Annotated in this window: 21 protein-coding genes; 7 read left to right on the top strand and 14 right to left on the bottom strand. The window is 67.8% G+C overall.

The window, feature by feature from the left end:
• Positions 1–13 precede the first annotated feature (13 nt).
• From pstA to pstS (AC5P53_RS10490), 4 genes are all read right to left on the bottom strand, one after another.
• Positions 14–877, bottom strand: a complete 864-nt coding sequence (gene pstA / locus AC5P53_RS10505; RefSeq protein WP_014646538.1) for a phosphate ABC transporter permease PstA — start codon at positions 875–877, stop codon at positions 14–16.
• Positions 877–1,845: a phosphate ABC transporter permease subunit PstC gene (pstC, locus tag AC5P53_RS10500; RefSeq protein ID WP_005412771.1), complete on the bottom strand. Its 969-nt coding sequence runs from the start codon at positions 1,843–1,845 to the stop codon at positions 877–879. The genes pstA and pstC overlap by 1 nt, the downstream gene beginning before the upstream one ends.
• A 79-nt stretch (positions 1,846–1,924) precedes the next feature.
• The gene (gene pstS / locus AC5P53_RS10495; protein WP_014646539.1) at positions 1,925–3,013 is read right to left on the bottom strand and encodes a phosphate ABC transporter substrate-binding protein PstS; all 1,089 of its coding nucleotides are present in this window, start codon (positions 3,011–3,013) and stop codon (positions 1,925–1,927) included.
• 416 nt (positions 3,014–3,429) lie between these two features.
• Positions 3,430–4,446, bottom strand: coding sequence for a phosphate ABC transporter substrate-binding protein PstS (gene pstS, locus AC5P53_RS10490; RefSeq protein ID WP_241886645.1), 1,017 nt, complete (start codon positions 4,444–4,446; stop codon positions 3,430–3,432).
• Between the two features lie 554 nt (positions 4,447–5,000).
• On the opposite strand from pstS (AC5P53_RS10490), the gene AC5P53_RS10485 reads away from it, so the two are divergent.
• The gene (locus tag AC5P53_RS10485; protein ID WP_014646541.1) at positions 5,001–6,233 is read left to right on the top strand and encodes a porin; all 1,233 of its coding nucleotides are present in this window, start codon (positions 5,001–5,003) and stop codon (positions 6,231–6,233) included.
• An 81-nt stretch (positions 6,234–6,314) separates the two neighbouring features.
• Here the strand turns inward: AC5P53_RS10485 and nth are convergent, their stop codons facing one another.
• From nth to AC5P53_RS10470, 3 genes are read right to left on the bottom strand one after another with little or no spacing between them, the layout of a single operon-like run.
• A complete protein-coding gene (gene nth, locus AC5P53_RS10480; RefSeq protein ID WP_014646542.1) occupies positions 6,315–7,007 on the bottom strand; it encodes an endonuclease III in 693 nt (230 codons plus the stop codon).
• Positions 7,007–7,360 carry a hypothetical protein gene (locus AC5P53_RS10475; protein WP_049442206.1) on the bottom strand — a complete coding sequence of 118 codons (354 nt, stop codon included), beginning with the start codon at positions 7,358–7,360 and terminating at the stop codon, positions 7,007–7,009. The genes nth and AC5P53_RS10475 overlap by 1 nt, the downstream gene beginning before the upstream one ends.
• Before the next feature lie 4 nt (positions 7,361–7,364).
• Entirely contained in the window at positions 7,365–8,147 is a 783-nt protein-coding gene (locus AC5P53_RS10470) for an enoyl-CoA hydratase/isomerase family protein (RefSeq protein WP_049407492.1), read from the bottom strand.
• A 167-nt stretch (positions 8,148–8,314) separates the two neighbouring features.
• Here AC5P53_RS10470 and AC5P53_RS10465 point away from each other — a divergent pair, with 167 nt between their 5' ends.
• From AC5P53_RS10465 to AC5P53_RS10455, 3 genes are all read left to right on the top strand, one after another.
• On the top strand, positions 8,315–9,016 hold the full coding sequence (locus tag AC5P53_RS10465) for an FKBP-type peptidyl-prolyl cis-trans isomerase (protein WP_014646545.1): 702 nt from the start codon (positions 8,315–8,317) through the stop codon (positions 9,014–9,016).
• Between the two features lie 177 nt (positions 9,017–9,193).
• Positions 9,194–9,997, top strand: a complete 804-nt coding sequence (locus AC5P53_RS10460; RefSeq protein ID WP_241886646.1) for a CoA pyrophosphatase — start codon at positions 9,194–9,196, stop codon at positions 9,995–9,997.
• The gene (locus tag AC5P53_RS10455) at positions 9,994–10,896 is read left to right on the top strand and encodes a sulfurtransferase (RefSeq protein WP_241886647.1); all 903 of its coding nucleotides are present in this window, start codon (positions 9,994–9,996) and stop codon (positions 10,894–10,896) included. Before AC5P53_RS10460 ends, AC5P53_RS10455 begins: the two co-directional genes overlap by 4 nt.
• Positions 10,897–11,146: 250 nt before the next feature.
• On the opposite strand, the gene AC5P53_RS10450 is transcribed toward AC5P53_RS10455, so the two are convergent.
• On the bottom strand, positions 11,147–11,713 hold the full coding sequence (locus AC5P53_RS10450; RefSeq protein ID WP_241886648.1) for an N-acetylmuramoyl-L-alanine amidase: 567 nt from the start codon (positions 11,711–11,713) through the stop codon (positions 11,147–11,149).
• Positions 11,714–11,785: 72 nt separating this feature from the next.
• On the opposite strand from AC5P53_RS10450, the gene AC5P53_RS10445 reads away from it, so the two are divergent.
• Both AC5P53_RS10445 and rlmKL read left to right on the top strand, forming a co-directional pair.
• Complete coding sequence (locus AC5P53_RS10445; RefSeq protein WP_032961606.1) at positions 11,786–12,313, top strand: alpha/beta hydrolase; 528 nt, start codon at positions 11,786–11,788, stop codon at positions 12,311–12,313.
• A gap of 145 nt (positions 12,314–12,458) precedes the next feature.
• Positions 12,459–14,597, top strand: coding sequence for a bifunctional 23S rRNA (guanine(2069)-N(7))-methyltransferase RlmK/23S rRNA (guanine(2445)-N(2))-methyltransferase RlmL (rlmKL, locus tag AC5P53_RS10440; RefSeq protein WP_169412228.1), 2,139 nt, complete (start codon positions 12,459–12,461; stop codon positions 14,595–14,597).
• Between the two features lie 120 nt (positions 14,598–14,717).
• On the opposite strand, the gene AC5P53_RS10435 is transcribed toward rlmKL, so the two are convergent.
• From AC5P53_RS10435 to aptA, 6 genes are all read right to left on the bottom strand, one after another.
• Complete coding sequence (locus AC5P53_RS10435; RefSeq protein ID WP_032961601.1) at positions 14,718–15,047, bottom strand: DUF3325 domain-containing protein; 330 nt, start codon at positions 15,045–15,047, stop codon at positions 14,718–14,720.
• Positions 15,044–16,678, bottom strand: coding sequence for a PepSY-associated TM helix domain-containing protein (locus AC5P53_RS10430; protein WP_241886649.1), 1,635 nt, complete (start codon positions 16,676–16,678; stop codon positions 15,044–15,046). The genes AC5P53_RS10435 and AC5P53_RS10430 overlap by 4 nt, the downstream gene beginning before the upstream one ends.
• On the bottom strand, positions 16,675–16,989 hold the full coding sequence (locus tag AC5P53_RS10425) for a DUF3649 domain-containing protein (RefSeq protein ID WP_049442217.1): 315 nt from the start codon (positions 16,987–16,989) through the stop codon (positions 16,675–16,677). The genes AC5P53_RS10430 and AC5P53_RS10425 overlap by 4 nt, the downstream gene beginning before the upstream one ends.
• A gap of 245 nt (positions 16,990–17,234) precedes the next feature.
• Positions 17,235–18,521 carry a DUF445 domain-containing protein gene (locus AC5P53_RS10420; protein ID WP_049405926.1) on the bottom strand — a complete coding sequence of 429 codons (1,287 nt, stop codon included), beginning with the start codon at positions 18,519–18,521 and terminating at the stop codon, positions 17,235–17,237.
• Between the two features lie 124 nt (positions 18,522–18,645).
• A complete protein-coding gene (locus tag AC5P53_RS10415) occupies positions 18,646–19,524 on the bottom strand; it encodes a ParB N-terminal domain-containing protein (protein ID WP_014646555.1) in 879 nt (292 codons plus the stop codon).
• Positions 19,525–19,586: 62 nt separating this feature from the next.
• A complete protein-coding gene (aptA, locus tag AC5P53_RS10410) occupies positions 19,587–20,939 on the bottom strand; it encodes an omega-aminotransferase AptA (RefSeq protein WP_014646556.1) in 1,353 nt (450 codons plus the stop codon).
• A gap of 103 nt (positions 20,940–21,042) precedes the next feature.
• Between aptA and AC5P53_RS10405 the strand changes: the two genes are divergently transcribed.
• On the top strand, positions 21,043–22,539 hold the full coding sequence (locus AC5P53_RS10405) for an aldehyde dehydrogenase (protein WP_241886650.1): 1,497 nt from the start codon (positions 21,043–21,045) through the stop codon (positions 22,537–22,539).
• The last annotated feature ends 135 nt before the right edge of the window (positions 22,540–22,674 follow it).

Raw genomic sequence — 22,674 nt, 5'->3', positions numbered from 1 at the left:
ATCCACGGAAAGGTCAGTCATGGGAGATACGGTTGCGCAGCAGGATGCCGCGGGCGGCAAGGCTGACCAGCAATACGAAGACAGTCAGCACCAGGGCACCGGCCCAGGCCAGCACCTGCCAGGATTCATACGGGCTGCCGGCGAACTGGTTCATCACCACCGGCACCGAGGCCATCGGCTGGAAGATGTTGTTGTTCCAGTACTGGTTGCCGAAGGCGGTGAACAGCAGCGGTGCGGTCTCGCCGGAGATGCGGGCCAGTGCCAGCAGGATGCCGGTGATGATGCCGGCCGAGGCACTGCGGTACAGCACCTGCACGATCACCTTCCACTGCGGGATGCCCAGCGACAGGGCCGCTTCGCGCATCTGCGAGGGCACCAGGCGCAGCATCTCGTCGGTGGTGCGTACCACCACCGGCAGCACGATGAAGGCCAGCGACAGCGCACCGGCGAACGCCGAGAAGTTGCCGCCGGTCTGCATCACGTACAGGGTGTAGACGAACAGGCCGAGCACGATGGACGGGGCCGACAGCAGGATGTCGTTGACGAAGCGGACCACGGTGCCGGCCTTGCGGGCGTTGCCGTACTCGGCCAGCCAGGTGCCCGCCAATACGCCCAGCGGGGTGCCGATGCCGATCGCCAGCGCACACATCACGGCGCTGCCGAAGAACGCGTTGGCGAGGCCGCCTTCCTGCATCGGCGGCGGCGTCATCTTGGTGAACAGATCCAGGTTGATGCCGGCCAGGCCCTTGGAGGCCAGGGTGAACAGGATCCAGCCCAGGAAGAACAAACCGAACAGCGCGGTGGCGCAGGAGGCGGTGATCGCAACGACATTGCCGATGCGGCGGCGCAGGTACAGGGAGTCAGCGGTGCTGGACATCAGTTGCCCTCCTTGCGGGACAGGCGCATCAGCATCAGGCGGGCGATGGCGAGCACCACGAAGGTGACGATGAAGAGGACGAAGCCGAGCAGCAGCAGGGCCGAACGGTAGGTTTCAGTGGCTTCACCGAAATCGTTGGCGATCAGCGCAGCAATGGTGGTGCCCGGTTCCAGCAGCGACGGCGACAGGCGCACGCTGTTGCCGATCACGAAGGCCACCGCCATCGTCTCGCCGAGGGCGCGGCCGAGGCCGAGGAAGATGCCGCCGATCACCGCCGAGCGGGTGTAGGGCAGCACGATGTCCCAGCTCACTTCCCACTTGGTGGAGCCCAGCGCATAGGCCGATTCCTTCAGGCGGGTCGGCACGGTCAGGAACACTTCGCGCATCACCGAGGAGATGAACGGAATGACCATGATCGCCAGCACGAAACCGGCGGTGAGCATGCCGATGCCCAGCGGCGGGCCCTGGAACATCGGGCCGATGATCGGCCATTCGCCCAGGGTCTCGTTGAGGAACGGCGTGACGTACTCGGTCATCACCGGCACCAGCACGAACAGGCCCCACATGCCGTAGATGATCGAGGGAATGCCGGCCAGCAGTTCGATGGCTGTGCCGACCGGGCCACGCAGCCAGCGTGGTGCGACTTCGGTGAGGAAGAAGGCGATGCCGAAGCTGACCGGCACGGCGATGACCATCGCGATGACGGCGGTGACCAGGGTGCCGTAGATCGGGGCGAGCGCGCCGAACTTGTTTTCGACCGGATTCCAGTCGGCGGAGAAGAAGAAGCTCAGGCCCTGCATCTGCAGGGCATGGCGGCCGCCCCACAGCATCGACAGCGCGGCGCAGGCCAGGGCGATCAGGACGAAGATGACGGTGCCGACCAGCACCCATCGGAACAGTTTGTCGTTGCGGGCATCACGCGCATCACGCGTGGACGGGGCGGCTACAGGCTGGGCGATGGCATTCATGGGGACGGCAGGGCCAGGAAGGGGCGGGGCGGCACGGCGTGGAAGCGGTGCCCGCGCGGGGCGGGCACCGTCGAGTCCGTCACTTCAGGTCGGTCGCCCAGTAGGCCTCGATCTGCTTGACCAGTTCGGCCGGCAGCGGCACGTAGTGCAGCTCGTTGGCCTGGGCCTGGCCGTTCTCGAAGGCCCACTTGAAGAAGGCCAGGGTGTCCTGGTTGCGCTTGGCGTCCTTCGGCTGCTTCTGCATCAGCATGAAGTTGGTGGCGGTGATCGGCCACGCCTGCTCGCCCGGGGCGTTGGTGATGACCAGGTTGAAGTCCTTGGCGCTGGCCCAGTCGGCGCTGGCGGCCGCCGCGGCGAAGGTTTCCGCGCTGGGCTCGACCCAGTTGCCGGCGGCGTTCTGCATGGCGGTGTACGGCATGCCGTTCTGCAGCGCGTAGGCCAGCTCGACGTAGCCGATGGAGCCCTTGATCTGCTTCACGTACGAAGCGACGCCTTCATTGCCCTTGCCACCGACGCCGTCCGGCCACTGCACCGAGGTGCCTTCGCCGACCTTGCTCTTCCACTCCGGGCTGACCTTGGACAGGTAGTTGGAGAAGTTGAAGGTGGTGCCCGAACCGTCCGAACGGTGGACCAGGGTGATCTTGCCGTCCGGCAGCTTCACGCCCGGGTTGGCGGCGACGATGGCCGGATCGTTCCAGGTCTTGACCTTGCCCAGGAAGATGTCGGCCAGCAGGGCGCCGCTCAGGCGCAGCTTGCCGGCTTCCAGGCCTTCGATGTTGACCACCGGCACCACGCCGCCGATGGCCGACGGGAACTGGGCCAGGCCGGCCTGTGCCAGCTCTTCGCTGCTCAGCGGCTTGTCGGAGGAGCCGAAGTCGACGGTGCCGGCCTTGATCTGGGCGATGCCGCCGCCGGAGCCGATCGACTGGTAGTTGATCTTGGCCCCGGTGGTGGCGTTGTAGTCGGCCGACCACTTGGAGACCAGCGGGAAGATGAAGGACGCGCCCGCGCCGGACACTTCGGCGGTCACCTTGGCACCGGCAGCGGCCGGGGCAGCGGCACCGTCGGCCGCCGGCTGCTGCGCGGCCTGCTTGTCGCCACCGCAGGCCGACAGGCCCAGGGCGATGGCCAGGGAAAGGGCGGCAAGGCCGGCCGAGTGCAGTTTCATGGTCACTCCATAGCGGGGAAGAGCCGACGTGGTCGGCGGATGCGGCTATGAAATGATGTTTTTGTTACAGCCGTATTACGACCATGACAGAGGTGTCCTGGATCACGTTCTGACAAGGGTTTCACCGGGTTGGCCCCCATCCGGCATAGCCCCGGAGACCCCGGATCTGCGCACCGGTATGGCGGCCGGTTGGCCCTTGTGGAGTCAAGCCATGTTCGACGGCTCCCTGCCCTCGGTAGGTGCGGACCGTCGGTCCGCACGCTCCAGCACCCAGCCGAGCGTGGGCTCGGCGCTGCAGAGGCAGATGCATGCATCCCCGAAAACAAGAAGAGCGCGAGATCTCGAGGATCTCGCGCCCGGTTGGGGCCGGCGGGGGAGAGAGGACCCGCCGGCCCCGTTCCTGCGGGGGAACGTGCTTACTTCAGGTTCTGCGACCAGTAGGTCTCGATCTGGCGGACCAGGCTGTCCGGCAGCGGCACGTAGTCCAGCTGGCGGGCCTGGGCGTCGCCGCTCTTGTAGACCCAGCGGAAGAACTCCTGGGTGGCCTTGCCGTTGGCAGCGTTCTTCGGCTTCTTGTGCACCAGGATGAAGTTGGTGGCGGTGATCGGCCAGGACTCGGCGCCCGGGGCGTTGGTCATCACCAGGTAGAAGTCCTTGGCGCTGGCCCAGTCGGCGCTGGCGGCAGCGGCGGCGAACGATGCATCGCTCGGCTGCACGAACCTGCCGGCAGCGTTCTTCATCGCCGTGTACGACAGCTTGTTCTGCAGTGCGTAGGACAGTTCGACGTAGCCGATGCCGCCCTTGATCTGCTTCACGTAGGCAGCAACGCCTTCGTTGCCCTTGCCGCCGATGCCGGCCGGCCACTGGACCGAGGTGCCTTCACCGACCGAGCTCTTCCACTCCGGGCTGACCTTGGACAGGTAGTTGACGAAGTTGAAGGTGGTGCCCGAACCATCCGAGCGGTGCACGACGGTGATCTTGGCGTTCGGCAGGGTCACGCCCGGGTTCAGCGCGGCGATGGCCGGGTCGTTCCAGGTCTTGATCTTGCCCAGGAAGATGTTGGCCAGCACGGTGCCGTCCAGCTTGAGTGCGCCCGGGGCGATGCCGGCCACGTTGACCACCGGCACCACGCCGCCGATCACCGACGGGAACTGGGCCAGGCCCGAGGCGGCCAGTTCTTCCGGCTTCAGCGGTGCATCGGAAGAGCCGAAATCAACGGTCTTGGCCTTGATCTGCGCAATGCCGCCGCCGGAACCGATCGACTGGTAGTTGACCTTGTTGCTGGTGGCAGCGTTGTAGTCGGCCGACCACTTCGACATCACCGGGTAGATGAACGAGGCGCCCGCGCCGGTGATTTCAGCGGCGTTGGCGGCGAACACGGACGACGCTGCGAAGACGGCAACGGCAACGCGCGACTTGAAGGCGTGGATCACGGGGTGGCTCCTGGGTTGATTGGAATGCGGGGTTACCCGCCCGGCGCACATTCCATAACGGTTCGATGACAGCGCGGGGACCGTTGTATGACGCATCCGTTACAGCGCTGGCTGACGCTTGCGCAGCGCGGGCCGTGAAGGTTTCGCGCAGCGGCTGAGGCGGTCGTGCGGGCACAAGGGAGGTGCGCCGGCGCCGGCTGCGGTCACCTTGCATAGGTGGCCGATGAGGTGACGGCTGCCTCCCTTCGCGCGGTCTGCGCCTGGCGTTCCGCAGGGATTCCGCGTCATCCGCGCGAAGCCGGGCGGTGCGGACCAGGGTGACCCGGCGGCTTGCCCGCGTGTCGGTGCCGATACACCACGCCATGGGGCGCAAGGGATCGATAAGCATGTGCGCGCAAATGAGTCGTACGCATGACCGCACGAAGAAATCTGGGGTTGGTGCTCAATCTGTCATTCGGCTGTCATGGTTTTAACGGAACGTTCGCAAAACGCTTGACCGGCCTGCCGGCGTGGCGTTCTGCCCAAGCCATTCCAACCCTCTGGAGAAATCCAAAATGCGTTCCCATTTGCTCGCCGCCGCGGTCGTTGCAAGCCTCGGTCTGGTTTCCGCCGACGCCTTCGCAGCCCCCGCCAGCTCGGGCGTGTCCCAGGCACAGTTGCAGCAGCTGCAGGCACAGATCGCTGCGCTGCAGGCCCAGGTCCAGCAGTTGCAGAACGATTCGCAGGCGCTGCAGGCGCAGTCCGACGCGCAGTCCGAAGTGAACATCACCCAGGCGCAGGCCCTGGAAGGTGCGCAGAAGACCCAGACCAGCGTCGACAAGCTGGCCAAGCTGGTCAATGACAACAAGATTGGCGGTCGCATGTTCTTCGACCTGACCAACATCGACAAGACCAGCAACGGCAAGGACACCGCCGCCAGCGGCACCGGCCTGGACGTCAAGCGCTTCTACCTGACCGTCGACCACAAGTTCAACGACATCTGGTCGGCCAACCTGACCACCGACTTCCAGTACAGCTCGGCCATCGGCAACACCGAACTGTTCGTCAAGAAGGCCTACGTGCAGGGCAGCTTCGACCCGGCCTTCAACCTGCGCGTCGGTGCCGCCGACATGCCGTGGATCCCGTACGTCGAGAAGTTCTACGGCATGCGCTATGTCGAGAACACCCTGACCGACCGCCTGAAGTACGGCAACTCGTCCGACTGGGGCCTGCATGGCTTCGGCAACCTGGGCAACAACTTCAACTACGCCGTCTCGGTCGTGTCCGGCGCCGGCTACAAGAACCCGACCCGCAGCAAGGGCATGGACGTGGAAGGCCGCGTGGCCTACACCCCGAACGAGAACTTCGTGGTCGCCGTCGGCGGCTACAGCGGCAAGCTGGGCAAGGAAACCGACATCCAGAGCGCCGAGAACACCTACACCCGCGCCAACGCGATGGTGGCCTACGCCGACAGCAACTTCCGCGTCGGCGGCGAGTACTTCCAGGCCAAGAACCTCAACAACGTGCTGACCGTTGCCACCGACAAGACCAGTGGCTGGTCGGTGTGGGGCAGCGTGCGCGTGACCGACGGCGGCATCAACGTGTTCGGTCGTTACGATGACACCGACGTCAGCAAGACCCTGGACCCGACCCTGAGCGACAAGTACTGGAACGTCGGCGTCGAGTTCCCGGTCATGAAGAACCTCAAGCTGTCGACCGTGTACAAGTACACGCACCTGGCCAACGCCAGCGACAAGAAGAACGACAAGACCAAGGAATTCGGCGTCTGGGGCGACCTGTCGTTCTGATCTCCTGAAGCACCCTTGTCCATACACGCGGACGGCGGGCCTGGTGCCCGCCGTCTTCGTTTCGTCACAACACGATCCGCGTCACGTCTCGGCTGTGGTCTTTTCCTTGAACCGGCACAGGTCGGCGATCACGCAGCCCGGGCAATCCGGCTTGCGCGCCTTGCACACGTAGCGGCCATGCAGGATCAGCCAATGGTGCGCGTCGAGCAGGAACTCGGCCGGAATCACCTTCACCAGCGTGTCCTCCACTTCGCGCACGTTCTTGCCGGGGGCCAGGCCGGTACGGTTGGAGACGCGGAAGATATGCGTATCCACCGCCATCACCGGCTCGCCGAAGGCGGTGTTGAGCACCACGTTGGCGGTCTTGCGGCCCACACCGGGCAGCGCTTCCAGCGCTTCGCGGTCGCGCGGCACTTCGCCGCCGTACTTCTGCAGCAGGATCGCGCAGGTGGCGATCACGTTCTTCGCCTTGGCGTTGAACAGCCCGATGGTGGCGATGTACGGCTTCAGGCCATCCTCACCGAGCGCGAGGATCTTCGCCGGCGTGTTGGCGACCGGGAACAGGCGGCGGGTGGCCTTGTTGACGCCGACGTCGGTGGCCTGGGCAGACAGCGCCACGGCCACCAGCAGTTCGAACGGCGAGCTGTACTCAAGCTCGGTCTTCGGGTGCGGATTGAGCTCGCGCAGGCGGGTGAACATTTCCACCACGTCGGCGCGCGGCATGCGGCCGCCGCGCCGCGCCGGTGCGCGGGCAGTCTTCTTCGCGGTGGCCATTACGGCTCCTTGCCGGTGACGCGGGCCTTGGCCCGGGCGAGAATCGCGGCCGCCGCGGCGGGCAGGGGGGGCTTCACGTCCGGCGCCGGGGGCGGGGTGCGACGTGCATCGCGCTCGGCTTCGCGGCGGGCCAGGCGCACCGCGCGGGCGCGATAGCGTTCGCGTGCGGCCCAGGCCGTACGCAGTTGCTGCTGGGCCTGCTGCAGCCGCTGCGGAAGGTCCGGGTGGCCAGGCAGCAGCTGTTCGTCGCCGGCTCGGGCGACGTAGTCCATCAGCCCCGCCTGCAGGGCGCCATCGAGATCGTCTGCCTGGACCCGGGCGAACAACTGCGCGGGGTTGGGTCGGGATGCCATGGCGTCAGCGGTTCTGGAAGGCCGGCGGGCGGCGCTGCAGGAAGGCACTGGTGCCTTCACGCATGTCCTCGGTGGCGAACAGCAGGCCGAACTGCGCACTTTCGTATTCCAGCCCGGCCTCCAGGCTGCACTCGCCGCCCACGTGCACCGCGTCGAGCAGGCCACGCAGGGCCAGCGGCGCTGAGCGTGCCAGCTGGCGGGCGACGTCCTGTACACGGTTGTCCAGCGCGTCGGCCGGCACGACTTCGTTGACGATGCCCAGTTCCAGCGCACGCGCGGCGTTGATCGGCGCCCCCAGCAGGCACAGCTCCAGGGTGGCGGCGCGGCCACACAGGCGCAGCAGGCGCTGGCTGCCGCCGAAGCCGGGAATCAGGCCGAGATTGATTTCCGGTTGGCCGACCTTGGCGGTATCGGCGGCGATGCGCAGGTGGCACGCCATCGCCAGCTCAAGCCCGCCGCCCAGCGCGAAACCGTTCACGCGCGCGATGACCGGCTTGGGCATGCGTTCGATCTGGCGCATCAGGGCCTGGCCCAGCAGCGAGAAATCACGTCCCTGAACGGCGCTGAGGGTGTTCATTTCCGCGATGTCGGCACCGGCTACGAAGGCCTTCGGGCCCGCCCCGGTCAACACCACCACGCGCACCTCCGGATCGGCAGCGGCGTCCCTGAAGGCATCGGCCAGCGCCTGCAGGGTCGCGGCGTTCAGGGCATTGAGCTTGTCCGGGCGCTGGACGGTCACGGTGCGGATGGCGCCTTCGTCGGCAACAGCGATCAGGGCATCGGCCACGGGGAAACTCCTGGAACGTTAAAAAAAAGTGATATTGAACTCTGCAAACGCAGACGGGTCATAGCCTGCATCGTGAGTAGCGGTTACACGTTGCGCCCGTTATCCTAACCCGTCGCCTCAGGGCGGCGAAGAACGTCCCTGAGTTACCACCCCTGGAGAACTGTTTGATGAAGTTGCGTTCTATCGCGGTCGCCGTCGCGGCCCTGGCCCTGACGGGCAATGCCTTCGCCCAGGACATCGCGTCCGAGAAGGGCAAGCTGAGTTATTACTTCGGTTACGACTACGGCAACAACCTGGCGGAGCTGACCGGTCGCGGTGAGCAGCTGGACATCAACTCGGTGGTGAAGGGCCTGCAGGATGCCTACGCCAAGAAGCAGCCGGCGATCACCGCCGAGCAGCTGAAGCCGGCCGTTGAAGCGTTCCAGAAGCGCGAGCAGGGCCGTGCCCAGGCTGCCAAGGCCGAGTACGAAAAGGCGGCTGCCGAAAACAAGACCAAGAGCGATCAGTTCATCGCGGCGAACAAGGCCAAGGCCGGCGTGCAGTCCCTGCCGAGCGGCGTCCAGTACCGCGTGATCGAAGCCGGCAAGGGCGCCAAGCCGACCCAGGCCAGCACCGTGCAGCTGGAAGTGGCCGGTCCGTTCCCGTACGGCCAGCGCCCGACCGAAGCCCGCCCGGCCCAGCAGATCCCGTCGATCAAGGTCAGCGAAGTTGAAATGAAGGCCATGCGCGAGACCCTGCTGCAGATGCCGGCCGGCTCGAAGTGGGAAGTCACCCTGCCGCCGGACCAGGCCTACGGTGCCGACCCGCGCACCCCGTTCCCGCCGAACGTGGCTGTGCAGTTCGAGATCAAGCTGGTCAGCGTCAAGTAAATCGAAACAGCAAACGAAACGCGCCGGTGATCCCACCGGCGCGTTTCTGTTTGTGCAGCCCCTGGCGGTGAAACGCCCGCGCTGCGCGCGAGCGTCGACTGACAGTCGACTCTACCGTTGGGCCGGGCCACCCGCGCAAATTCAGCCCGATCGCGCTACTGTTGCCGGGTGCAAACAATGGAAGAAACGGCGCGTGTTGTCGCAAGTCCCTGCATCGGAGTGTGCACGCTGGATCCGCACCGGCAATGCACCGGCTGCGCGCGGCATATCGATGAGATCGCGCGGTGGTCGTCGATGAGCAACGAGGAACGCAGCCGCATCCTGCGCCGCGTGCAGCCCCTGCGCGAACAACTGCAGCAATCGCTGCGTGGCTCGCTGGCCGACCACGAGCGACTGATGCGCGCGCTGCACCCCTTGGCCCAACCGCCGGCCGGCGACGGCTGGAACCGCAGTGAGCTGATCGACCTGCTGCCGCCCGGGCCTCCGGTGGAGGCTGCGGTGCTGGCCGGCATCGTCCCGCGCGCCAACGGCGCACAGGTGATCCTGACCCGCCGCACCGAAACCCTGCGCACGCACGGGGGCCAGGTCGGATTCCCCGGCGGCCGCACCGAACCCGATGACCGCGACGCATTGGCGGCCGCGCTGCGCGAGAGCCAGGAAGAAATCGCATTGGCGCCCGGCCAGGTGCAGGCGCTGGGGTATCTCGATCCCTTCGTCACCATCACCGGCTACCGGGTCACGCCGGTGGTGGCGGTGGTGGATCCGGACTTCGTGCCGGTGCCGCAGCCCAGCGAAGTGGCCGAAGTGTTCGAGGTGCCGCTGGATTATCTGATGGCGCCCGACAGCCTGCGCCAGGTCGAAATCACTCATCGCGGCCGGGTCCGCCACGTCCTGGAGTATGGCTGGCCGGGGCAGCGCATCTGGGGCGCGACCGCCGCCATTCTCTACAACCTGCGTCGTCGCCTGGAGCAAGTGCAATGAAGCCGATCGATCCGCCGTGGACCACCCTGGTCGATGTCACCACCCTTGCCGCTGCGCTGGGCGCAGGCGTGCGCGTCGTCGACGCGCGTGCCACCGCCAGCACCGCCGTGCGCGTGGTCGATGCGCGTGCTTCGCTGGCCGATCCGCAGGCGGCGGGCGGCCAGTATCTGGCAGGGCACCTACCGACTGCGGTGCATGCCGATCTCAACCGTGATCTGTCGGATCTGACCCGAAGCGGCCACGGCCGGCACCCGCTGCCGGACAGCGATGCGTTCGCCGCGAAGCTCGGTACGTGGGGCATCGGTCCCGAAACCCAGGTGGTGGTCTACGACGGCAGCGACGGCAGCATGGCCGCCTCGCGCCTGTGGTGGCTGCTGCGGCTGATCGGGCACACCCGGGTGGCCGTGCTCGACGGCGGTATTGCCGCCTGGCAGGCCGCCGGTCACGCGCTGGCGAGCGGGCCGACTGAAGTGACGGCGTTACCTGCCTACCCGGGCCGTTTCGACACCACCCAGATCGCCAACGCCGATGAAATCAGCGCACGGCTGAAGCACGCGCCGGGCTGGTTGGTCGACGCGCGCGCGGGTGAGCGCTTCCGCGGTGACGTCGAGCCGCTGGACCCGGTCGCCGGCCACGTGCCGGGCGCGGTCAACCGCCCGTTCGCCTTGAACGTACTCGATGGCCACCTGCGCGACCCACAGGCGCTGCGCGCCGAACTGCAGGGCGTGATCGGCAACCGCGATCCGCAGCAGGTGGTGCTGATGTGCGGCTCCGGCGTGACCGCCTGCCATCTGCTGCTGGCGATGGAAACGGCGGGCCTGTCCGGCGCGCGCATCTACGCCGACTCCTGGAGCGGGTGGGTCAGCGACAGCAGCCGCCCGGTCGCGACCGGCGCCTGAGCCGCGCGGGGTCGGATCCGTTTTCCAACGGAGAACGGTTCTGACCCCATCAACCGAAAATCGGGTCAGAGCCCGTTGCGTAGCAACGGGATCCGACCCCGTGTCGATTCGAAGGATCGCGGAGAACTGTCGAAGGCGGGGTGGGGCCGGTTGCGGGGGTGTCTGCAACCGGACCCACCCCGCCATCCCTCGGAATGCCAGCTCTTGACGTTGACGTTGCCTCTGCGGGTGCAGGGCGCAGCCCTGCCGCTTACCCAACCGGCTGCAACGGCACCTTCGCCAGCACCCGCGCCCACGGGAACAGCGGCCCCGGATCGCGCTTGCGCGCCACCGTCAACGTCGCATCGTCGCTGGCCGGCACCCGTTCCAGGTCCAGCTGGTCATGCCCGGCAATCCGTCGCAGCGACGGGTAGTGCGCCACCAGCGCCATCAGCAGCTGTTCCAGCGCCTGCAGCTGTGCCTCGGTGTACGCCTCGTCCATCGCCTGGTGGCGGCTGTCGAACCAGTCCGGATAGCGCCCGGTATTGACCAGCTCGATGCCCAGCGTATGCGCGTTCATGCCGCGCACGTGATGGGCCACGCGTTCCGGTGCCACGTACTGCACCACGCTGCCATCGCGGTCGATGTAGAAGTGCCCGCTGTTGCCGGCGCCGCTGTCGTACAGCACGCGCTCGCCGTACTCGCGGGCCGTCGCCAGATCGGGCAGCTCGGTGCAGTGGATCACCACCATCTCCAGCGTGGCCGGGTCGCGCAGCGGCAGTCGGTCGTGGTAGGGCAGGGGCTGCAGCTGCAGGCCGGGCAGGAGCGGGTTGGGCATCCGGCGATGCTAGCATTGCGGCATGAACCTGCCTTCTCTTTCCTCGTTGGCCCGCTCGCACGGAGCACGTGCATGAGCCGCGGCCACTGCATCCTGTCGCATGGCTTCGAGAGCGGCCCGGAAGCGACCAAGGTCACCGCGCTGGCCGACGTGGCGCAGCGCCTGGGCTGGACCCATGAGCGCCCGGACTACACCGACCTGGACGCGATGAGCGAGGTCAGCCGGGTAGGCGACGTGCCGACCCGCCTGCGCCGCCTGGTCGAGCGCGCCGCCATCGCGGCCCGGCAAGGGCCGGTGGTGCTGGCCGGCTCCAGCCTGGGCGCCTACATTTCCGCCATCGCCTCGTTGCAGGTACCGGTGGCCGGCCTGTTCCTGATGGTGCCGCCGACCACGATGGGCCCGATGCCGGCGCTGGACGCCGCCGCCGTGCCGACCACCGTGGTTCAGGCCTGGCATGACGACGTGGTGCCAGCAGCGGGAGTGATCGCGTGGGCGCAGGCGCGCTCGGCGCAGCTGCTGCTGGTCGACGACGGCCACCGCCTCGAGCGCCACGTGGAGGCTTCCGCGCAGGCCTTCGAACGCTTGCTGCGGCAACTGTGAAGCCCGGGCGCACGGCGCGCCCGCCCGCATTGACTACAATGGCAGCCCCGCCGCCCCCGGCGCGGGCCTGCCGGCCGTGCCTACGGCCCTCCTTTCCGACCGGCCCGGCCCCTGTGCCGCGCCCGACCACCTGCGAACCGATCCCGTGAAATTCTTCGTCTCCTGCGCCAAGGGCCTGGAATACCTGCTTGCCGATGAACTGTCGGCCCTGGGCCTTGGCAAGGCCACTGCCACCATTGCCGGCGTCAACGCCGAGGGCGAACTGGCGCAGGCGCTGCGGATCGTGATGTGGTCGCGCCTGGCCAGCCGCGTGCTGTGGCCCATCGACGAGTTCGAGTGCCCGGATGAGCAGGCCCTGTATGACGGCGTGCGTGCGCTGCCGTGGCACGAGCACATCACGCCGGAGATGACCCTGGCGGTGGACGCGCACGTGTCCGGCGACAAGATCACCCACGCCCGCTTCGCCGCGCAGCGGATCAAGGACGCCATCGTCGACCGCATGCGCGATGAAGGCCTGGAACGCCCCTCGGTCAACACCGATCTGCCCGACGTGCGCGTCAACCTGTCGCTGCGCAAGGGCCGTGCCTCGTTGTCGATCGATCTCGGCGGCGGCCCGCTGCATCGCCGTGGCTGGCGTGGTGCTGCCCACGAGGCACCGCTGAAGGAAAACCTGGCCGCCGCGCTGCTGCTGCGCGCGCAATGGCCGCGCCTGCACGCTGCCGGTGGTGGCCTGCTGGATCCGATGTGCGGCAGCGGTACCCTGCTGATCGAAGGTGCGCTGATGGCCGCCGACGTCGCTCCCGGCCTGATGCGTCATGGCAGCCTGCCGCCGAGCCGCTGGCTGGGCTTCGACAAGGCCGCCTGGAAGTCCATCCAGAGCGAAGCACGTGAGCGCGAAGCGGCCGGCCTGGCCGCGCTGAAGCCAGTCATCCACGGCAGCGACATCGATCCGACCGCGATCCAGGCGGCACGCGAGAACGCCGAGGTCGCGGGCGTCGCCCACGCGATCCGCTTCACGCGCGCCGACGTGGCCGACCTGGCCGCGCCGGAACAGGAGATCGGTGCGGTGGTCTGCAACCCGCCGTACGACGAACGCCTGGCCGCCGATCCGGCGCTGTACCGCGCGCTGGGCAACGCCCTGCAGAAGGCGGTGCCGCAGTGGCGCGCCAGCCTGCTGTGCGGCAACGACGAACTGGCCTTCGCCACCGGCCTGCGCGCCGGCAAGAAGTACCAGATGTTCAATGGTGCGCTGGAGTGTGCGCTGATCGTCTGCGACCCGATCGCCGTGCCGGGCCGTGATCCGGCACAGCCGCGCGAGCTGAGCGTAGGCGCGCAGATGGTGGCCAACCGCCTGCGCAAGAACCTGAAGAAGTTCAAGAGCTGGCGTGCCCGCGAAGACATCACCTGCTTCCGTGCCTATGACGCCGACCTGCCGGAGTACGCGGCCGCCATCGACGTCTACGAGGAAGACGGCGGCAAGCGCCGTACCTTCCTGCACGTGCAGGAATACGCCGCACCGGCTGCCATTCCCGAGAACGACGTGCGCCGCCGCCGCAACGAGCTGCTGGCCGCTGCGCGCGAAGTGTTCGGCGTGCCGCCCGAGCAGGTCTCGATGAAGTCGCGCGAGCGCGGCAAGGGCGGCAGCAAGTACGGCCGCTTTGAGCAGCGTGACGAATTCATCGTGGTGCGCGAGAACAATGCACTGCTGCAGGTGAATCTGTTCGACTACCTGGACACCGGCCTGTTCCTCGACCACCGCCCGCTGCGCCGGATGATGGCCGAGCAGGTACGTGGCAAGCGCTTCCTCAACCTGTTCTGCTACACCGGCGTGGCCAGCGTGCAGGCGGCGGTGGCCGGTGCCGCCAGCACCACCAGCGTCGATCTGTCGGCGACCTACCTGCAGTGGTGCTACGACAACCTGGCGTTGAACGGGCAGGGCGGCAACCAGCACCTGCTGGTGCAGGCCGACGCGATGGCGTGGCTGGAGGGCGACCGTGGCCAGTACGACGTGATCTTCTGTGACCCGCCGACCTTCTCCAACTCCGCGCGCGCCGATGACTTCGACGTGCAGCGCGAGCAGATCAAGCTGCTGCGTGCAGCCGTGGCGCGGCTGGCGCCGGGCGGCGTGCTGTACTTCTCCAACAATTTCCGCCGCTTCAAGCTGGAAGAGAACGCCATCGCCGAATTCGCCCAGTGCCGCGAGATCACCGCGCGCACCATCGGCCCGGACTTCGAGCGCAACGCGCGCATCCACCGCGCGTGGGAATTGAAGCGGTTGGGGTAACGCGACGCCCGGGGTCGGATCCCCTGCGCGAAGGGCAGGGGCTCTGACCCCATCCGGATCTACGCACCAGGGGTCAGAGCCCTTGCGCTTCGCGAAAGGGATCCGACCCCGGTGGCCCGGCTACAGCACCGCCACCACCAGCCCCAGCACCGGCAGCACGATCGCCAACGCCGCGATCCACTTCGGCCGGTACGGGTACAGCCCGAACGACAGCGCCAGACCGCCCAGTGTCATCGTGCCCAGCCACAGCACCGGGCCCATCGCCCAGCCGTGGTCGATCACGCACAGCGCGAACGCCACCGTCAGCAGGGCCCAGCCCAGCACGCGCCACTGGGTGCGCCGTGCGGGCGTGGCTGCGGCCCTGCCGTGCAGGTCGTGCTGGTGCTTTTCCATCGCCAGCGACAACGCGGTGAACGCGGAGAACGACAGGGCCAGTGCCAGCAGCATCATGCGCTGGCCTCCGCTTCGGCGGTTTCCGCAGCGTCCACCGGGGCCCTGGGTGCTGCTGCGGCGGCGCGCTTCTTCTTCTCGGCCGCGCTCAGCGGTGGCGTCCAGCGCTGCATGCGCCAGCCGCACAGCGCCAGCATCGCACCGAACGCGATCATCGACAGATCGACGCCAGCCAGTACCCAGTCACCGCTGCGCAGTGTGATGCCAAGATGCGCGTGCGTGGTCAGCGCGTTGACCACCGGTACCAGCGCGAACGCAGCCGCACCCAGGTACAGCTGCCACGCCCACATCATCCGCTTCGGCCAGATGAAGGCGGCCAGCAGCGCGCCGCCCCAGGCGTAGAAGAACACGTTGGCTTCCGCACTCGCGCGCTCGGCGATGTCCAGCGGCAGCAGGCGGTTGCCCCAGAAGTAGGCCGCAAAGGCGATCGGCAGGCCGGCCACGGTGCCGATGTTCAGCGCATCGACCAGGCGCAGGCCGAAGCCGGTGCGGCCGCTCTTGGCATGCCTGGGCCGTTCCTTCACCGCCCACAGCACCACGCCGCTGGCCACCATCAGGCAGCCGACCAGGCCGGACAGGAAGAACAGTGCACGCAGGCCCCAATCGGCGAAGCGTGCCAGGTGCAGGCCGTACAGCACGCCACGGGTGGCGGTAGCGCCGCCGGATGGAGGCGTTTCTTCCAGCAACGTGCCGTTGACCATGTCGTAGCGAACGGCGGGAGTGTCGGTGGACAGGCGCTTGCCGTCGCGTTGGCGGATGTCGATCACCGCATTGGCCGCCCCCGGGTTGGACACGGTGAAGCCGGCCACTTCCACGCCGTGCCAGTGCGCACGTGCGCTGTCCAGCAGCTGCGCGATCGGCAGCGGCGTGGCGCGTCCTTCGGCCGGCGCGGTCACCTCCGGCATGCCGCCGAAGGCTTCGCTGAAGAACTTGTCTTCGTCCTGCGGGTAGGCGACTTTCACCCCCCACGGCAGGTACATGACCATCAGGGTGACGATGCCGGTGTAGGTGATCATCGCGTGGTAGGGCAGGGCCATCACCGCGCTGACGTTGTGGAAATCGAGCCAGGAACGCAGGCCCTTGTCCTTGCGGAACGTGAAGAAGTCCTTGAAGATTTTCTTGTGGGTGATGACGCCGGTGATGATCGCCACCAGCATGAACATCGCGCAGAAGCCGACCAGGTAGCGCGCCCACAGCACCGGGATGTAGTGCAGGTCGAAATGCAGGCGGTAGAAGAAATCACCGCCCCGCGTTTCGCGTGCCTTCAGTGCCTGGCCGGTATTCGGGTCCAGCGTGGCTTCGCCGAAGCCACCGCGACGGCCGCGACTGGGATCGGCCAGCTCCGGTGGCAACCGCCAGAACATCTGCATGGCCGGGTTGCGCGGCTGCGGCAGGGTGACGAACCAGTTCCCGGCCTGCGCCGCATTGGCCTGCAGGTAATCCACGGCGCGCTGCGCGGCGACATCGATGCTGACCTGGCTGGACGGAAGTTCCGGTCGCATCCAGCGGCTGATTTCCTCGCGATAGTAGCTGGCGGTGCCCGCCATGAAGATCAGCAGCAGCAACCAGCCGACCAGCAGGCCGGTCCAGGTGTGCAGCCAGGCCATCGATTGGCGGAACCCGTTCTTCATGCCCAGGCTCCCATCAGGCGCGCAATGGCCACCATCAGCAGGGTGGGAGCGAGAATGCCGACCCAGGCGCGCAGCGCGCTGCGGGTCGCGAACGCCCACAGCGCTGCGCAGGCGGCCACCAGGATGGCCAGCAGCATGCCGGTCAGCACGGCCTGGCCGCGCGCACCGGGCAGCGCCACCGCGCAGAACACGCTGGTGGCCGAAGCCAGCGCGTAGCCGCCGAAGATCGCGGCCAGCGAGCGTGACAGCACGCCCCAGCGTGGATTGGAGAAGAAGGTGCGGGGGCTGGCGGTTGCGGGCGAGCGGTCCACGGCGTTCCTGCAGGTAGGGGAGGGGATGGAACGCGTCCGCGGCCCCCTTGCGCCCTGCGCATGTCGCCCAGCGTGTCCCATCGACGAAGCACTGCCCGCGCAGGCGGGCAATCCAGAGGTCGGGGATGTACACGGGCGATGGGCGCGTCTTCCGCGCCCGCTTGGCTAAGCGTACAACCGATCAGTAAATGATAGGCATTCGCATTTTATGAATCAAGCATGATGATCCGGGGGCGCACCGAGGCCTAGAACCTGAACACCACTGTCGCCGCATGCAGCAACAGGCCGATCAGCCCACCCACCAGCGTGCCGTTGAAGCGGATGAACTGCAGGTCGCGGCCCACGCTCAGTTCCAGCTGTTCGACCAGATGGCGCTCGTCCCAGCCCTTCACGGTCTGCGCGATATGCGTGGTCACACCCTCGCGCAGGCGGCCGGTCAGGCGTTGCGCACCTTCCAGCAGGTGCTGGTTGAGGGCCTCGCGCAGGGCCGGGTCGGCCTGCAGGCTGGCGCCCAGCGAGGCGAGGCTGCGCTGCAGGTGTCCGACCAGCGCCGAGTCCTCGCGCTGCAGGTCGTCGCGCAGGCTGGCGTGGATGCGCGCCCACAGCCCTTGCACGTAGTCCTGCAGGGCCGGATGGTCGATCATTTCCTGCTTGAGCTGTTCGATGCGCTCGGCCAGGGCCGGGTCCTCGCGCAGGCGCTGCACGTAGTTCTGCAGCCAGGTCTCGTAGTCCTGGCGCAGCGGATGCTGCGGCTCGGCCAATACCTGCTGCAGTTCTTCCAGCACCGCCCGCGCCAGGCGCTCGGCCAGGCTGTCGCCGATCTCATCGATCGGCTTCACCCAGTTCACCGTGCTCGAGAGCGTCGGCCATTCGCGCTGGATGTAGCGCACGATCAGCTGCGAGGCGCGTTCCTTCACTTCTGGCTGTTCCAGCCAGCGGCCGAGCCGCTGCAGGCCCTCGTCCAGCACGCGCTGGTGGCGCCCGTCGGCGGTCAGCAGGGCCAGCAGCTCACCGGCGGTGGCGGCGGCATTCCACTGCCGCAGCTGCTGCACCACGAACGCATGCAGCTGCCGGCGCACCGCTGTCTCGTCGAAGAAGTCCAGTGCCTGCAGGGCCCAGCCGCGTGCCATGTCGGCCAGCATCCGCGAGCGCGCCGGGTCGGCCAGCCAACTGCCGAGGCGGCTGGCCGGATCGAACACCTGCAGCTTGGCCAGCAGCACCTGCGGTTCCAGGAACTGGTCACGCACGAACAGGGCGAGGCTGTCGCCGATGCGTTCCTTGCTGCGCGGGATGATCGCAGTGTGCGGAATCGGCAGGCCCATCGGGCGCCGGAACAGCGCGACGACGGCGAACCAGTCGGCCAGTGCGCCCACGGCTGCGGCCTCGCAGAACGCCGAGACCCAGGCCCAGATGCCGCGTTCGCCCTGCCAGTGGCTGACCGCGAATCCGGCCAGCATCAACAGCAGCAGGCCCAGTGCGAGGGCTTTCAGGCGTCGCAGCTGAGCGCGGCGCGGATCGTGGGCAGGCGTCATGCCGGAAGTCTAACCGCAGCCCGGTGACGCCTGTCTGTAGAGCCGAGCCCATGCTCGGCTGCCTTGCGCGTGGCAAAGAGCAGCCGAGCATGGGCTCGGCTCCACAGAAGCGCGTCGAGAGCGCTTACAGCGCTTCCAGTTGCTTGCGCAACGCAGCCAGCTGCGCCCGCAGGGTGTCGTTCTCGCGGGTCAGCGCGACGACGCGGCGGCGCAGTGCCGGGGCATCCTCGCCCAGTTGTTCCAGCGCCGACAGCACCTCGGCGTCGCGGCTGGCGATCTGCTCCTCGTCCGGTTCCTCGAAGTCCATCTCGGCCGCTTCCGGCTTCGGTGCGCGCGGCTTGCGCTTGGACTCGCGCACGCGCTTGGCGGCCTGCTTCAGCTCGTCCTTGCCACCGGCGGCGGCGGCGCGCTGCTCTTCTTCCGGCAGGTCGGCCACGGCGGCGGCGGCGCTGATCGAGATCACGCCGGCCTTGACCGCTTCCACCACCTCGGCGGCGGCCTGGGCGTGGATGCGCTCGATCATGCCGACCTGGCTGGTGCTCAGCTTGGCTTCGCGCGCCAGCTCGGCGCGGCTGATCTTCGGTGCCGGTTCCCACGGCGGACTGTCTTCACCGGTCTCATCGGCGACGTCGGCGGTGCCATCGCTCTCGCGCTGCAGCTGCGCCTGCTCGACCTGCTTGCGGGCGGCCAGGATGTCGCGCTTGCGCAGCGCCAGCACGCCGCGCTGGAAGTCGGACACGCTGCGGCGGCCCAGATGCTGTTCGATCATCCACAGGTGCACGTCTTCCATGCTCTGGAAGCGGGTGTTCTGCACGGTATTGAAGGGCAGGCCATGCTTCTGGCAGATGCCGAAACGGTTATGGCCATCGACCAGTACATTCCCCCACAGCACCAGCGCATCGCGGCAGCCTTCGGCCAGGATGCTGCGCTCCAGCGCGTCATGTTCGTCCGCGGTCAGCGGGTCGATGTAGGCCTTGAGTTCTTCTTTGACGACGATATCCATGGGCACGGCAGCGAGCAGGAGCGGAACCGCCCATTGTACCCGCTCGCCACCATCGGCCCGGCTCAGGCGGTGGCCCGGATCATCTCGCCCAGGGTGCCGGTGATCTGGTCGATCTGCGCCTTGTCCACGATCAGCGGCGGCGACAGCGCGATGATGTCGCCGGTGCAGCGCACCAGCAGTCGGCCGTCGTGGAAGCAGCGCCGGTAGACCTCGTAGCCCCGGCTGCCCGGCGCATCGCGGCGAGGCGCCAGCTCAACCGCGCCGACCAGGCCGAAGTTGCGGATGTCGATCACGTTGGGCAGGCCCTGCAGCGCATGCAGTCGTTCCTGCCAGTACTCGCCCAGCTCGATGGCGCGCTCGAACAGACGCTCCTCGGCATAGACCTCCAGCGTCGCCAGCGCCGCGGCGCAGGCCAGCGGGTGCCCCGAACAGGTATAGCCATGGAAAAGCTCGATGGCCTGTGGCGGTGCCTGCATCAGGGTTGCATGCACGGCGTCGCTGGCCAGCACGCCACCCAGCGGTACCGCGCCGTTGCTGACCGCCTTGGCGAAGGTCAGCAGGTCCGGGGTGACCCCGAAGCGCTGCGCGGCGAAGGGCATCCCAACCCGGCCGAAACCGGTGATGACCTCGTCGAACACCAGCAGGATGCCGTGCTGGTCGCACAGTTCGCGCAGGCGCTGCAGGTAACCCGGTGCGGGCAGGATCACCCCGGCTGAGCCGGCAATGGGTTCAACGAATACGGCGGCAATCGTCGAGGCATCATGCAGCGCGATCAGCCGTTCCAGGTCATCGGCCAGCTCCGCGCCCTGGCGTGGCAGGCCCCTGCTGAACGCATTGCGCGGCAGGTCCAGGGTGTGGCGCAGGTAGTCGACGCCGCCCAGCTGCAGGCCGAACGGCTTGCGGTTGTTGGGCAGCCCGCCCAGCGCCATGCCGCCGAAACCCACCCCGTGGTAGGCCTTCTCGCGGCTGATGAAGCGCGTGCGCTGGCCCTCGCCGCGCTGGCGGTGGTAGGCCAGCACGATCTTCATCGCGGTATCCACCGCCTCGGAACCGGAGCTGGTGAAGAACACATGGTTGAGCGGGCCCGGCGCCAAGGCGGCCAGCCGCTGCGCCAGCGCGAAGGCCGGCGGCGAGCCCATCTGGAAGGCCGGCGAATAGTCGAGCGTGCGCGCCTGCTCGACGATGGCCTCGACGATGCGCGGCCGTGCATGGCCCGCGTTGCAGCACCAGAGGCCGGCGGTGCCATCGAGGATCTGGCGGCCGTCGACATCCTCGTAGTGCATGCCCTCGGCACGCACCAGCACACGCGGCGCGGCCTTGAACTGGCGGTTGGCGGTGAACGGCATCCAGTACGCCTCCAATGACTCCGGGCGTCGGGTGGCCAGATCGTGCAGGTCGCTCGCGGAACGCTTCATGCCAGCTCCATCGGGTCCGATGGGGGAAATGTAGCGCAGCCACGTCACGGTGGAGTCGCGGCCGCGCCGGTATAACCGGGGAAACTGTTCCGAGGAGCCCGACATGGCCGACTTTCCCGACCGCAGCCACTGGCAGGCGCTGGCCCAGCAGCTTTCGATACCCGGACAGGCCTTTATCGAGGGTCGTTACACCGACGCTGCCAGCGGCGCGCGCTTCGACTGCATCAGCCCGATTGATGGTCGCGTGCTGGGGGTGGTCGCCGACTGCGATGCACAGGACGTGGAGCGCGCAGTGGGCGCGGCGCGGCGTGCCTTCGATGCGGGCCACTGGTCACAGGCCAGCCCGGCCCATCGCAAGCGCGTGCTGCTGGCGTTGGCGGCGTTGGTGGAAAAACACGCGGACGAGCTGGCCCTGCTGGAAACCCTGGACATGGGCAAGCCGGTGCGTGATGCGCGTCGTATCGACCTGCCCGGCGCGGTGCGCTGCCTGCGCTGGACGGCCGAAGCGGTGGACAAGCTGTACGGTGAGGTCGCGCCCACCGGCCCGCATGAGCTGGGCCTGGTCACGCGCGAGCCCGCCGGCGTGGTGGCGGCGATCGTGCCGTGGAATTTCCCGTTGCTGATGGCGTGCTGGAAGATCGCGCCTGCATTGGCCATGGGCAACTCGGTGGTGCTCAAGCCTTCCGAGCGCTCGCCCCTGAGTGCGTTGCGGCTGGCGGCGCTGGCCGCCGAAGCGGGCCTGCCGGAGGGCGTGCTGAACGTGCTGCCGGGCCACGGTGCGCGCGTCGGTGAGCCGTTGGCCCTGCACATGGATGTGGACGTGCTGGCGTTCACCGGCTCCACGGCCACCGGCGCGCGGCTGCTGCAGTATTCAGGGCGGTCCAACCTCAAGCGGGTCTGGCTGGAGTGTGGTGGCAAGAGCCCGCACGTGGTGTTTGCCGATGCCCCCGATCTGGATGTCGCTGCGAAGGCGGTGGCACGGGGCATCTTCTTCAACCAGGGCGAGGTCTGTACTGCCGGGTCACGGCTGCTGGTGCAGCGCTCGATCCGCGAGGATTTCGTGCACCAGGTGGTTGCCTACGGCCAGCACATGCAGCCGCGCCACCCGCTTGACGCCGACGCACCGATGGGCGCGCTGGTGGATGCCGCGCATCTGGACAAGGTGATGGGGGATATCGTGCGTGCCGAAAGCGAGGGCGCCCGCCTGCTGCTGGGCGGTCATCGCGCCGATGTCGAGGCGGGCGGTTGTTATGTGCAGCCCACGGTGTTCGATCAGGTGAGCCCCGACCAAGCATTGGCGCGCGAGGAAGTATTCGGGCCGGTGCTGGCGGTGCTCGGCTTTGACGACGAAGCCGAAGCGGTGCGCCTGGCCAATGACAGCCGTTACGGCCTCGCCGCCGGCCTGTGGACGCGCGATCTGGGCCGCGCCCACCGCGTCGCACGCCAGCTGCGCGCCGGCAGCGTCTGGGTGAACGGCTGGGATGGCGGTGACATGACCGCCCCGTTCGGTGGCTACAAGCAGTCCGGCAATGGGCGCGACAAATCGCTGCATGCGTTCGACAAGTACAGCGAGATCAAGGCCACCTGGATCCAGCTGTAACGGCGTCGGGGCTTGCGCCCACATGTAGAGCCGAGCCGATCCTCGGCTGCATTTCGTGGAATGTGGTCGAGCAGGGGCGAGAACCTGCAGAACAATGGCGCCTGCCACCCTCGTTGGCATCGGTGTCGGCTGAAA

The sequence above is a fragment of the Stenotrophomonas sp. YJH_SMC_82 genome (genome assembly GCF_059368875.1).
Note: the sequence above shows the minus strand (reverse complement) of the source record. Positions and strands in the feature narration are given on the sequence as shown.

Excerpts from the sequence above, each read along its gene's own strand:
- pstA (WP_014646538.1), bottom strand. The coding sequence starts at position 877 with ATGTCCAGCACCGCTGACTCCCTGTACCTGCGCCGCCGCATCGGCAAT.
- pstC (WP_005412771.1), bottom strand. The coding sequence starts at position 1,845 with ATGAATGCCATCGCCCAGCCTGTAGCCGCCCCGTCCACGCGTGATGCG.
- pstS (WP_014646539.1), bottom strand. The coding sequence starts at position 3,013 with ATGAAACTGCACTCGGCCGGCCTTGCCGCCCTTTCCCTGGCCATCGCC.
- AC5P53_RS10485 (WP_014646541.1), top strand. The coding sequence starts at position 5,001 with ATGCGTTCCCATTTGCTCGCCGCCGCGGTCGTTGCAAGCCTCGGTCTG.
- nth (WP_014646542.1), bottom strand. The coding sequence starts at position 7,007 with ATGGCCACCGCGAAGAAGACTGCCCGCGCACCGGCGCGGCGCGGCGGC.
- AC5P53_RS10475 (WP_049442206.1), bottom strand. The coding sequence starts at position 7,360 with ATGGCATCCCGACCCAACCCCGCGCAGTTGTTCGCCCGGGTCCAGGCA.
- AC5P53_RS10465 (WP_014646545.1), top strand. The coding sequence starts at position 8,315 with ATGAAGTTGCGTTCTATCGCGGTCGCCGTCGCGGCCCTGGCCCTGACG.
- AC5P53_RS10460 (WP_241886646.1), top strand. The coding sequence starts at position 9,194 with ATGGAAGAAACGGCGCGTGTTGTCGCAAGTCCCTGCATCGGAGTGTGC.
- AC5P53_RS10455 (WP_241886647.1), top strand. The coding sequence starts at position 9,994 with ATGAAGCCGATCGATCCGCCGTGGACCACCCTGGTCGATGTCACCACC.
- AC5P53_RS10450 (WP_241886648.1), bottom strand. The coding sequence starts at position 11,713 with ATGCCCAACCCGCTCCTGCCCGGCCTGCAGCTGCAGCCCCTGCCCTAC.
- AC5P53_RS10445 (WP_032961606.1), top strand. The coding sequence starts at position 11,786 with ATGAGCCGCGGCCACTGCATCCTGTCGCATGGCTTCGAGAGCGGCCCG.
- AC5P53_RS10435 (WP_032961601.1), bottom strand. The coding sequence starts at position 15,047 with ATGATGCTGCTGGCACTGGCCCTGTCGTTCTCCGCGTTCACCGCGTTG.
- AC5P53_RS10430 (WP_241886649.1), bottom strand. The coding sequence starts at position 16,678 with ATGAAGAACGGGTTCCGCCAATCGATGGCCTGGCTGCACACCTGGACC.
- AC5P53_RS10420 (WP_049405926.1), bottom strand. The coding sequence starts at position 18,521 with ATGACGCCTGCCCACGATCCGCGCCGCGCTCAGCTGCGACGCCTGAAA.
- AC5P53_RS10415 (WP_014646555.1), bottom strand. The coding sequence starts at position 19,524 with ATGGATATCGTCGTCAAAGAAGAACTCAAGGCCTACATCGACCCGCTG.
- aptA (WP_014646556.1), bottom strand. The coding sequence starts at position 20,939 with ATGAAGCGTTCCGCGAGCGACCTGCACGATCTGGCCACCCGACGCCCG.
- AC5P53_RS10405 (WP_241886650.1), top strand. The coding sequence starts at position 21,043 with ATGGCCGACTTTCCCGACCGCAGCCACTGGCAGGCGCTGGCCCAGCAG.